At 24.0% G+C, this 12,513-nt stretch carries 10 protein-coding genes; 7 read left to right on the forward strand and 3 right to left on the reverse strand.

What is annotated here, in order from left to right; genetic code table 11:
• Positions 1-133: 133 nt before the first annotated feature.
• Positions 134-1,015, reverse strand: coding sequence for a CPBP family intramembrane glutamic endopeptidase (locus tag MBBAR_RS01395; RefSeq protein ID WP_080459487.1), 882 nt, complete (start codon positions 1,013-1,015; stop codon positions 134-136).
• A 186-nt stretch (positions 1,016-1,201) separates the two neighbouring features.
• Here MBBAR_RS01395 and MBBAR_RS09985 point away from each other — a divergent pair, with 186 nt between their 5' ends.
• On the forward strand, positions 1,202-1,387 hold the full coding sequence (locus tag MBBAR_RS09985; protein ID WP_143746090.1) for a hypothetical protein: 186 nt from the start codon (positions 1,202-1,204) through the stop codon (positions 1,385-1,387).
• Positions 1,388-1,547: 160 nt separating this feature from the next.
• On the opposite strand, the gene MBBAR_RS10165 is transcribed toward MBBAR_RS09985, so the two are convergent.
• Positions 1,548-1,706, reverse strand: a complete 159-nt coding sequence (locus MBBAR_RS10165; RefSeq protein WP_158082496.1) for a hypothetical protein — start codon at positions 1,704-1,706, stop codon at positions 1,548-1,550.
• A 531-nt stretch (positions 1,707-2,237) separates the two neighbouring features.
• Here MBBAR_RS10165 and MBBAR_RS01400 point away from each other — a divergent pair.
• Positions 2,238-2,438, forward strand: a complete 201-nt coding sequence (locus MBBAR_RS01400) for a hypothetical protein (protein ID WP_080459488.1) — start codon at positions 2,238-2,240, stop codon at positions 2,436-2,438.
• Between the two features lie 320 nt (positions 2,439-2,758).
• Here the strand turns inward: MBBAR_RS01400 and MBBAR_RS01405 are convergent, their stop codons facing one another.
• Positions 2,759-4,177: a B12-binding domain-containing radical SAM protein gene (locus MBBAR_RS01405; protein ID WP_249025001.1), complete on the reverse strand. Its 1,419-nt coding sequence runs from the start codon at positions 4,175-4,177 to the stop codon at positions 2,759-2,761.
• A 787-nt stretch (positions 4,178-4,964) separates the two neighbouring features.
• On the opposite strand from MBBAR_RS01405, the gene MBBAR_RS01410 reads away from it, so the two are divergent.
• From MBBAR_RS01410 to MBBAR_RS01430, 5 genes are all read left to right on the forward strand, one after another.
• Positions 4,965-5,156: a YtxH domain-containing protein gene (locus tag MBBAR_RS01410; protein WP_080459489.1), complete on the forward strand. Its 192-nt coding sequence runs from the start codon at positions 4,965-4,967 to the stop codon at positions 5,154-5,156.
• Between the two features lie 856 nt (positions 5,157-6,012).
• Positions 6,013-8,910 (forward strand): DUF11 domain-containing protein, encoded by a 2,898-nt coding sequence (locus MBBAR_RS01415; protein ID WP_080459490.1) that lies wholly within the window; start codon positions 6,013-6,015, stop codon positions 8,908-8,910.
• A 472-nt stretch (positions 8,911-9,382) separates the two neighbouring features.
• Positions 9,383-9,667 carry a hypothetical protein gene (locus MBBAR_RS01420; protein ID WP_080459491.1) on the forward strand — a complete coding sequence of 95 codons (285 nt, stop codon included), beginning with the start codon at positions 9,383-9,385 and terminating at the stop codon, positions 9,665-9,667.
• 1,163 nt (positions 9,668-10,830) lie between these two features.
• Positions 10,831-11,439, forward strand: a complete 609-nt coding sequence (locus tag MBBAR_RS01425; RefSeq protein ID WP_080459492.1) for a TetR/AcrR family transcriptional regulator — start codon at positions 10,831-10,833, stop codon at positions 11,437-11,439.
• Between the two features lie 360 nt (positions 11,440-11,799).
• Entirely contained in the window at positions 11,800-12,471 is a 672-nt protein-coding gene (locus MBBAR_RS01430) for a class I SAM-dependent methyltransferase (RefSeq protein ID WP_158082497.1), read from the forward strand.
• Positions 12,472-12,513 lie beyond the last annotated feature (42 nt).

Raw genomic sequence — 12,513 nt, forward strand, 5'->3', positions numbered from 1 at the left:
CAATGAATCCTAATATTTTCCAAAATTATTTTTTTCAGAATATTCATAAGATAATTTCGATTTTAATAAAAAAATTATTTAATAAAATTATTTAAAATAAAATGGTTTTGAAATAATGAATTACTATTTTTCACTAATTTAGCAAAATATTTGATATTTTCTTTCTTTTATAAATAAAAAGAATAGCAATAAATAATAACATGAATATAGTCGGAATTAATAGACTTAATAAACTATTACTAATATTCATCAAAATAGTTGGAACAGTCGAGAAAGTTCCCTCTGTTGGGCCAATAATAAAAACATATAAATTATTTACAAAATGTATTCCAATAGAAAATTCAAGCCCTTCGTAAAGTAATGCGAAAATAGTGAATATCACACCCATTAAAAAAGTTTCAATTAAAATTTCAAAAGATAAAAACGTATCAACCCCACCATTGGACAAATGAGGAATAGCAAAAACTAAAGAACCTACTAATATAACAAAAATTTTATTTTTAAATAGTAAATTTAATCCTTGATTAAAATATCCTCTAAAGAAAAATTCTTCAAAACTTGTTTGAATAATAAGCCCAATTACTAAAATTGGAATTGAAGACAATATCATAATCCAATTGGGATTTATATAAATCTCATTAGGAATTATAATAAAATTTGCCAATGTGAGTATTAACAGAAAAAGAATCCACAAAAGCATTCCTTTTAAAATTAATATCCATCTCACTCTTTTTAAAAAAGAATTATTAGATTTTGACATATTAATTATAGAAAAAAAGTCTCGTTTATGAATAAAACGTATTGATAAGAACAATAATAATAACTGAATTGCAAAAACAATGAATATATTCAAAAGATATCCTGTACCCACAGTTAAACTCAATCCAAATAATGGTACGAGTACAATCCCTAAACAACTTCCAATTAAACTTCCAACAAACCAAGTCAAAATAATAGTTAAAGCATATCTCCAAACATTATTTAAACCATAACTACTATTTTCTAAAAAACTCATAATTTTAACCCCTCTAATAAATTGTTACATCAATTAATAATAAAAAAAAATATCTAATTAAAAACTATTAAACAGCGAATAAAATACCTTAAAAAATATATTCCATTTATCCAATTTTTCAAAAAAAATTATTCATAATAATAACTAAAATATAAAATTTAAAATAGATATCAAACTTATTATTATATGTGTTATATACTTATTTATAAACATGACAAATATTATTACACAAAAGAAGGCAAAATATTATCTGCTATATTCACAGCATTGCTTAATGTATCGTTCGTTGTATTTATATGGATATCTGCTGCACTTTTAATTGATAAGCTTAAAAAAAACACTAACAATATTAAAGTAAGCATCATTCCTTGAGATAAATTTTTAAAAATTTTCATAGCATCTTTCCTTATTATTTAATATTACTATTATATTAGTAACATCTTTTTTCATTATATATTATTTAGCCTATATTTTATTTTTAAATAAAAATAGATTGTAAAATTTTAGGCTTTTTTAATTTTTTCATGTTTTTCTAATTAAATTTTCCATTTATTATGTTAAGAATATTAATATTACCACCACTAATAATAATTCCTGTATTGTTTGATCCTGTGTATGTTAAATTTTTTAATTCAATAATATCTGTAGTTTTAGTCTCTGTTATGTTTTTTATTCTACCAATATTGGTCACATAACAAAAATAATTGGTTTAAAAAATCTATTTATTGTAAACATTTTGTTTTTTCACCTCAGGATCCAATCAACCAGTATATAAAAAAATACTAACACAATGATAACACTCACTACGATAATATAATATAAAAAAACTAATATAAAAAACTTCCTATCCAAAAAATAAAAAAACAATAGCTACCCCCTCCCCCCACAAAAATAGTAGAATAGCTGTATAAAAAAATAAGCATATAAAGAAAAAATAAGAAAAATATAAAAATAACAGCTAAACACCAAAAAAAATAGAGAAAATAAAACAAAAGAAATAAAAAATAAAAACACAATATCACCAAAATCAAAATAGCTGTTATCAAGCAAAAACATATATAAATAAAACCATAACTAAAAGAAACAAAAACAAAATATAAAAAAACCAACTAACAATAAAAATATACTGAATTAATTAAAAAATTAATTATTACTTTTCATGATATAATAGATAAATGATATATATTTTATAAAACAAAAATGCAACACAGGAGTATATAAAATGTCTGATAAAAACAATATTGCAGAAAAATTAAAGAATAATGAAAATGTGGATAAAAAAGAAATAATAAATTATGCTATAGGTCTTCAATTAAAAAGAATAGAAAGACAAATTGATGCTGAAAATAGTAGTGGAGCAATATATGAAAGTGTGAATGACTCATTAGATAGATTAATAGCTCTTTTGGGTAAAAGAAATTAATTTAATTTATTTTAAATATTTAATATCTTTAGAAATGTTTAAAATTCCTCAAATCTAATCTAAATATAAATATAAAAAATCTCTTCTTTAAAAAATAAAAACTTTAAACAAGCATAAAACAACTCAAAACTCTGCTATCAAGTCCTAATCTTGCGATTTAGGGTTCAAATCCCTCCAAGTCCGTTATGGATATTGATGATTTGAATTTTTTAATTTTACATAATCCAGTTATATTTTGAAAAACGAATAATATTATTTAAAGATGATATAAAAAGATTAAAAATCTTATTTTTTTAATTATAATTTAGTTTTATTATTATTTATAATGTATCATACCATCCTTGTGGATTTTTATTTTTAAATTTAGGTAAAACAAAGCTACGAATAACTGTATCTGCTAAAACTTTAAGCATATATTTATGTTTAAAAATATAAGACGGCCTTACATAAAACTTTAAATAAGCTTTAATCAACTTTCTTTCAATTAATTTACTACTTAATCCCAATTTTTCATAATTTAAAACAGAATTAAGAACAGTATAATTATCCCAATTATTCCCCTCTAAAAGATTACTTTTTTTCAATTGAGAATAAATAGGAGTCCCTGGAAATGGAGTTAATATAGAATACTGAGCATAATCAGGATCCAACTTTATCGAAAAATCAATAGTATCATTCATTTCTTCTACTGTTTCTCCAGGATACCCTAAAATAAAAGAACCAATAACATCAACACCCACATCTTTCGCAATCTTAAATGCTTTCTCAGTCTGATTAAGTGTTATATTCTTCCCCATAAGATCTAAAACTCGTTGTGAACCTGATTCAACACCATAATACAATGTTTTCATTCCAGAATTTGTAAGAGATTCCAACAATGGTTTATTAACAGTATCAACTCTTGAAGAAGCTACAAATTTTAAATCAATACCTCTTTCCTTGATTTCATCACATATTTTTATAGCCCTTCTTTTATCTAACATGAAAATATCATCTAAAAAAGCAATATCCTCAAGCCCATATTTAAAAACTAATTCTTCAACTTCATCAACAACATTTTCTGGACTACGAGTTCTGAACTTTTTACCCATTATAAGAGATGAAGAACAATAATTACAACCAAAAACACAACCCCTACTTGTAATCATCCCTCCAGATTGGCCTGAAAGTTCATAAGACTTAAAAGGAACTAAATGTCTCGCAGGAAATGGTATACTATCTAAATCTTTTATTAAAGGTCTAAATCCATTCATTCTAACTTTATCTTCATCACGAAAAGCAATTCCTTTAACTTTAGATAATTTTTTATATTGAGTTTTAATAAAAGCTTCAACAAGATCAACAAATGTTTCCTCACCTTCCCCTATAACAACAACATCCAATGATTCTTCATCTATTAAAGTTTCTTCAGGAACAAATGTAGTATGAGGACCACCAATAACTGATAAAACATTAGGTAAAACTCTTTTAATATTTTTAACATATTCTAATGCATTATTTATTGTTGCAGTAGTTGCAGTTAGACCTACAACCATAGGATCAATCTTTGAAACAACTTTAAGAATTTTATCATTCCCTAATTGATACAAATCATCATCAAATATCTTAACCGAAAATGAAGCTTTTTCAAGTGCACCAGCAAGATACATCAAATTCAAAGGAGGTATACTAAGACCTAAACCATTTTTAACAGCAGTATTATCTATAGGATTTATTAACAATACATCAATACTATTCATCGTTCCTCAATAATTTAAATATATTAACATTCACACCATCAAAATTTTCATAAAACACAACACATTTCCCCAAAATTATACTAAAATAGCCCTTTCCAAATCTAATATATTGTAAAATATTTATTCTTATTAATAAAAATAATAACTTTAACAAATGATTAAAAAATCATAAAAAGATCATTAATTCTAATTTAATCAATAAAATTATATAAAATAAATTATTCTTTAATCATTAATCTTATTATAGCTTTTATCATAACTTTATAAAAATTAATGATATATAATTAAATAATATTAATAAATAATATGTTTAAACTCTTATTTATAACTTTTCATTATTAATAAACTAGAAATATAAAATATAGAAAAAAATAAAAAATAGAAACATTGAGATAAAAAATATTAAAATACTTTTAAAGCTATTTCTATGCCATATATACAAATCAAATGCAAAAATTTGGTTTAAAATCTATGATTTTTCAAATTATTATTTTTATATAAAAACTGCTTAAAAGCAAAGCATTATGTAGGATGTAAAACAATATATTAATTATACAACTATAATTAAAAAAATTATTAATTTTTTGTAAAAAAGAAAGGAGTACTAAATATATCGTGCTTATTTGTTATTGATAATAATATAAATTATAAAAAAGTCGATATTAGCTCCAATTGATATTTTTAGTTGATGAAAAAAAATAAATAAAATCAATTCCCGATACTCTTTACCTAAATTATTAATTAATTACAGTTGTTGTTTTTAGAAAATATTTAGGAGTTTTTTAACATGGAAATTCAAAAAAAAGTGAAAGATACAGGGAATAAAGTTGAAGATAAAGTAGGTAGTAAAGTTGAAGATATCAAAAGTTCTGCAACAGAAAATAAAAACAAAGTAGAAAACAAAGTTAATGATATTAAAAGTTCTATTACTGGAGATAATAAAGAAGATAAAAAAGAAGAAACACAAAATACAAAATAATTACATCTTCTTTTATTTTTTCTGATTTTTTTGTTTATTTTATTATCTAATTTATTAAAAACTTAAAAATTTTTATTTCATCAAATTTCAGAGTATAAGTTCATTCCATATATTTTATATTATTATTACTAATATTATCATAATTACTATTCGTAATATTCTTCACAAGTTTTGTATATAATATTTGATTTTTAATAGAAGTCCATATTTAAATAATATTGTCTATTTTAATATTGTCTATTTTCATCGTTTTTTAGTTATAATTATTTTCTTTAATTCATTTTCATGAAAAAAAATAAATTATGTATTCTTACTTTTTAGGTATTATTTTCATGAAAATTAATATTAATATGGGAAATAATGTAATTTTTAAAGAATTTTCATGACTTTAAATTTTTATTCACTACTGCCAATATCAAGAAATGTTTAGGTCGTGGCATTTTTATTTCTTTAAAATTTTTAGAGATACTAAAATGTATTGAAATTCATTTAAATTTAAAAAAAGTTTTGGTTATATTGCTATTGTTCTTAAGCTAAAAATTGTTTAATTTGGACTTATTTCCCATAAAATCTAATATTATTTTTTATTTTTTTTATTATTATTCTTAAATCCGTTTTTTTTAAAAAATAATCAAAAATTTTATTACTTATGGTGTACTAAATATAATATGGTTATGGAGTATATTTTATTTGAGTATACTTTATTGGAGTATATTTTATTATCATTATCAAAATCCAATCTTTATAAAATAAAAATATTTATGTGTTCTTTTATAAATCAAGTTTTGATCGTATTCGATTGTGGATATTTGATAGTATAAATGTTTTCTACTACTTATTCATCGATTAGAATTCTATGATTAGAGTTCTACAATATATTCCATATCCTAAAAAATATAAAGGAGATGAAAAAATTAGAAAACAAACAATTGCCAAAGAAGACAATTTTAACTCTATTAAAGAATATAATAAAGCTAAAATTATGGTTCCTTTACTGCTTTTAACATTGATTTTACTATTTTCATGCATTGTCACTGATGTTCAAGCTGCTCAGGAAACATCTAACAATACGGTAGTTCAATCAAACAATTCAATAGTATCTAATACAGAATTAGAGGATTCACAGACAACTGCCAAGAACACATCAAAAACATCCAATAATAGTAATGAAACATCTAATTCATTGAATTCGAAAAGTAATCAAACATTAAAAGACCCTCAAATCTATAAAGATGGGGTTCCTGTAGCTCGTGGAGGTAATCCTCCAGGTTACATTTACAGCACAATAGCTGATGCTATTAGTGTTGCTTTAAGCGGTGACACTATAATGCTTGAAAATGGAGCAACTTTTTTTGAATATAATCTTGTTATTGACAAAAATTTGGATTTCAATGTATTTAACAATGGATATGCCACTATAAATGGTAATAACCTTGGAACAATATTTATAATAAATAGTGGTGTGATAGTTAAACTGCAGAATTTAATAATTACCAAAGGTCAAGGAACCTTCGGTGGTGCTATATACAACAATGGAACTTTAAATATCAACAACTGCATATTCCGAGAAAATAATGCACAAAATGGTGGGGCTATCTATAATGATGCATCAATAAATATAACTAACACAACCACAGTTGTAGGAAACACAATACCTGCTAATGGTGGAACAGTAGTAATAAGCAACACTACATTCATAAATAACAATGCAACAGATAATGGTGGTGCTATTTATAATGGTGGTAAAATAACTATTAATAATAGTACACTTACAAGTAATACTGCAACATACAATGGTGGAACATTGACAGTAACTAACAGTACCTTCAGAAACAATAATGCACAGAATGGTGGTGCTATCTATAATGATGCTACAATAATCATAACTAATAGTAGTACACTTACTACAAGTACTGCAACACATAATGGTGGAGTATTAACCATAAAAAACAGTACATTCATTGGCAACATTGCAACAAACAATGGTGGTGCTATTTATAATGGTGGTAAAATAACTATTAATAATAGTACACTTACAGGTAGTACTGTAGCACGTAATGGTGGAACATTATCTATTAACAATAGTGTTATTATTGGTAATATTGCACAGAATGGTGGTGCTATCTATAATGATGCAGCATCAATTGTAGCTGCTAGTACACTCACAGATAATACTGCACAGAATGGTGGAACATTCACAATAACTCATAATACACTTGCTGGCAATACAGCAACAAATAACGGTGGAGCAATAGACAATAATGCAATAATAAACACAACTGACAACACATTAACTACAAACACCATACAAAATGGTGCTGGAACTTTAACAGTAACTAACAACACAATTGTAGGTAACACTGCACCTAATGGTAATGCAATCTACAATTATGCAGAAATAAATGGAACTAATAATATCCTCACCACAAACACAGTACAGAATGGAGGAATAATAATTGCTACATCTAACTGGTGGGGTTCCACTTCTGGTCCAGCATCAAACGATGTGGCAGGTAATTCAAGTATAACTGTAATACCTTTCTTGAATTATACAATGAATCTAAACATTACTGCTAGTAATTCTACACCTAAAGTTGGTAAAGAGTTTATTTACATTATAATTGTGACTAACAATGGCCCAGACGATGCTACTGATGTTCAGTTGATTGATGGAATACCTCCCGGCTTTAATTTTAACGGTTATATATCAAGTCAAGGAACTTATAATAGTGCAACTGACATATGGAATATCGAAACCCTCGCTAGTGGTGCTAGTGCAATATTACAACTGTTTGTTACCCCCACATCATCTGTAAATGGTACAAACGTCACTAAAAATGTAACATTAATAAATACAAACCAAACTGCTAATGTAACTGTATTTGTTCCTGCTGTTATAGCTAATTTAGTCTTAAATATAACTACTAGCAATCCTACACCTAATGTTGGCGAAAAATTTATTTACACTATAATAGTGAATAATAATGGTTCAGATACTGCTACTGGTGTTAAAGTGACTGATTTTATACCTGCTGGTTTAACCTTTAATGGTTACACAGCAAGCCAAGGAAACTACAATAGTACTACTGGAATATGGAATGTAGGAACAATTGCTAATGGTACTAGTGCGACATTATTACTATATGTCACTCCTAAAGCTTCTGTAGCTGGTAAAAATTTAATTAACAATGCAACAATACCTGGACAGTCTGTTAATGTAACTATCCATGTTCCTAAAGCTAATGTAGTATTATCTAAAACTACAAGCAATACTGCTCCTAGGGTGGGTCAGCAATTTAGATATATTATAATAGCAACTAATCATGGCCCAGATACTGCTACTGGTGTTAAAGTTTCTGATTTTATACCTGCTGGTTTAACCTTTAATGGTTACACAGCAAGCCAAGGAAACTACAACAGTGCTACTGGAATATGGAATGTAGGAACAATTGCTAATGATGCTAGTGCGACATTATTACTATATGTCACTCCTAAAATTTCTTTAGTAGGTAAAACCCTTACTAATGAAGCAACAATAATAACTCAAAACGAATACAATTCAGAAATATCAAATACTACTAATGTAACTGTATATATTGATTCACGAATAAACAACATCACTAAAAATCCAGTTAAAACATCTGCCAATGTACAAAAAGTATCAATGAAATCCACTGGTGCTCCTGCACTACCTTTAATTTTAGGTCTATTAGTAATGATATTTGGAGTTGCATATAAAGCAAGAAAAAACTAAAATAAAAAATAGAAACTATGAAAAATCTATTTCCACCCATTTTTTATTTTTTTTATATTCCATTTTTAAATCTTTAACTCTAAATTTTAACATTAGCAAATATATTATGATGTAACCATAAAATTTTATTATTACTTTTAAGAATTATTTTTTTAATAATGTTGATATTTTCATTGAAAATCAATATAGATTCTAATTAGAATAGTATTTTGTCGTAATTGTTATATATGTTTTTTATTCAGATGAGAACTTATTTTTAGTTTATTAAATCATTCCATTATTAATTAATAGATTAACAATATTATTAAAAAAGTAAAAATAATATTTTGAGAATAAAAAGATTATTTAATAAATATTTAAATTTCAACTAATTATTAATAATAAAAATATTCTAAAGGGTTTAAATCATGAAAAAAATGAATATGATAAAAATCCACATACTGATGAAAGATTAATAGAAAATATTAAAAATTTGAAACAGTTAGAATACATAAATGTACATGCAGAAGATAAAAGGGAATTAAGAATTAATATTAAAAATAAATTATTCAATCTCTTTTGTTCTTATGAATTCAGAGAAATTAAAAGAATAATAGAATATGATAATTATATAAAAAATTCAAATAACTTATTAATTGATTTTGAAAAATGGGGTTCAGAAACAAAATCTCTTTTTATTAAATCATTGAGTGAAATACAGCCTCAAATAATCTTAAAATATCTTAAAACAAGTAAAAACTTTGAAAATAGGCCATAATCAGTAGATCGAGGGTTTAAATTCCCCTCCCCAAGTCCGTTTGTTGATTATTGATAATTCAGGTTCATTTTTCAAATAGTGAATTATTTACTATTTATTTTAATAATAGACAAATAAAATTAATTATTACGCTTATTATCTTTCAAAATAATTTATATTCAATTTAAAAGTTTAATTACTTTCCAATCTGTTGATTTTTTATCTATATTGTCTCCCATATATAAATATATATAATTAAAATCAATAGATTGAAAAGTAGTTGTAATATGAATCATTTATAATTTACATTCTTTTCATAAATCTAATACTATTCTAAAGAGTTATATAATTAAGTATTTTAAGAGATTTTTGTTTATATTTATCACACTTTAATACTTGAAAATAAATAAAAAAAATATAATCCATGAAATAAATAAAAAAATACTAAATTTCTAGAAAGCCCACCAATAAGCATTAATAAACTTTAAAAGTTGAAAATATAGAAATTTGTAGAAAAATCAGAGAGTAAAACTAAAAATCAATACTAATAATATTTTATATGATGAATAGGAAATAAAAAAAGAAAAAATATTAACTAAAAAATAATAGAATCAATAATAAATTATATATCTTAATAATAATACTATCTTCAAACAATAAACTAGTAGAAGAAATTATTAATAGTTTAATTGAAAATATGAAAGAAATGCAGATAATAACTCTTTTAATAGATGGTTACATCGAAAACTTACTAAGACTGCAAATTCTCATTGTTTTAGTACTTTAGATAAAATTCATAAAACATGGAATTAATGAATTAGAAAGCATAAAAAAGCTCTCAGAAAACTAAAAATTTAGCAACCTAAAAATATTATATTTAGAATAAAAAGATTGATTTATAATTTAATTTATTATTCGGGGGAGAATAAATTAATATTATTTTTATACCAATCTTTTTATTCAAAGTCATATTATTTTAGATTTAATTTTTATAAAAAATTAAATCTTGATATATTGGAACAGATCTTCGTTCCATTTATGACTTATTATATTCTTAGTTTATTCATATATATAAATGTTTTTAGATATACTAACTGAATTTTTTATTTATTTGTGCATTAACACTATAATATATAAGTAATTGTTTGACTATATAATTATTATATTTATTCGGGGAGATCTTAATGAATACAAAAGATAAAATTGTTGAATCTACTTTTCTATTATCCATGGAATATGGATATGATAATGTTTCTATAAAACAAATTAAAGAAAAATCTGGAATCGCCGCTAGTTCTATTTATCATCATTACAAAAATAAGGATGCTATTTTATTTTATATGATACAAAAATACTTTGTAGAAAAAACCATCGAATTAAAAAAACTTTATTATGAGTTCGAAGGCACATTTATTGAAAAATTAAAATTCATATATTATCGTTCCATAGGCATTGATATTCAGAATAATAAGATACCTATTCAAAAAATAAATGGTGAAACAATTGATTATAAAAAATACTATTTAATGATTAATAGTATTTATCATCAACATCCAGAATATAGAGATCTATTTGATAATACAACTCACAATGTAATTCAAATTTTTAAAGAATTAGTGGATGAATTTATATACAAAAAAGAATTAGATATTAATATTAGTCCAAATAAAATGGCTTTATTTCTTTTTACCAATATTAAAGGATTTATAAACTTATGGATGACTCTATCTGATAGTGATGTAGATGAAATAATAGATGCCAACCTTGAAGCTATAAAAGAAATAATAAGCTAACTATCACTGTATGAAAATCTTTTTGTTCTATTTTAAAATATAATACTTACTGTAGCTAAATATACTATTAAAACAAGTTTTAATGATGATTCCGAATACAATAAAATTGAATCAAGTAAAACATTCACTTCAACAAAAGCTAAGACCACAATGGCACTAAATAAAAAACTTTACAATAAAAAAAATATTTATTATTTTTCAATTTTTAATTCTCTATTTTTTATTATTTCTAAAAATAAAACTAATATAATACATTAAAAACTAGTTCAAATAAGCTAGAAACACTTAAATCCGCTAACAAATCTTAATCTTGCTATTAAAGGTTCGAATCCTTCCAAGTCCACTCATTAAATTTTAACATTGAAAATAATAAAAGATAATATAGAAAATTCTGATAAAATCAGAATTTTAGATCTTGCAGGAGGTAAAGGAGGAGTTTCAATACCTTTAGCTAAAGAGACAGGAGCATATATCAAAATAGTTGATATTATACCAGAATTTATTGAAGAAGCTAGGAAAAAATCTTTAGAACATGGACTAAAAAATGATTTTTATGAATTAAAAGTCGATGATGTGAACAATACAATTATAAATGAAAGAAATTGGGATTTAGTATTGTTTTGTGGAGGAGGAAATATTCTAGGAAGTCCTGAAGAAACAATAAACAAACTTTCAAAAATTATAAAACCTAATGGATACATCATATTCGATGGAGGATATCTTGAAGATAATTCACTTGAAAAAAACTTAAGATATGATAAACATGTCTATCTAAAATATGATAAATGGATAGAATTATTTAATTTAAATGGATTAGAAATTATTAATGAAATTTTATCGGATGGTAAAAAATTTTCTAGTATTAACAAACTTAATACTGAACTAATATCTAAAAGAGCAGAAGAATTAAAAGAAAAATATCCTGAATTAAGTGTATTATTTAATAATTATGTTCAAGAACATGAAGATGGAGTTTATGATTTAGAAAACAGCATTATAGCTTTAACATGGCTACTTAAGAAAAACAAATAAACTAAAAAAAATGATAATTAAAAAAATGAAAAAATCTTAAAA

Origin of the sequence: Methanobrevibacter arboriphilus JCM 13429 = DSM 1125 (assembly GCF_002072215.1) — an archaeon.
Taxonomy (GTDB): domain Archaea; phylum Methanobacteriota; class Methanobacteria; order Methanobacteriales; family Methanobacteriaceae; genus Methanobinarius; species Methanobinarius arboriphilicus.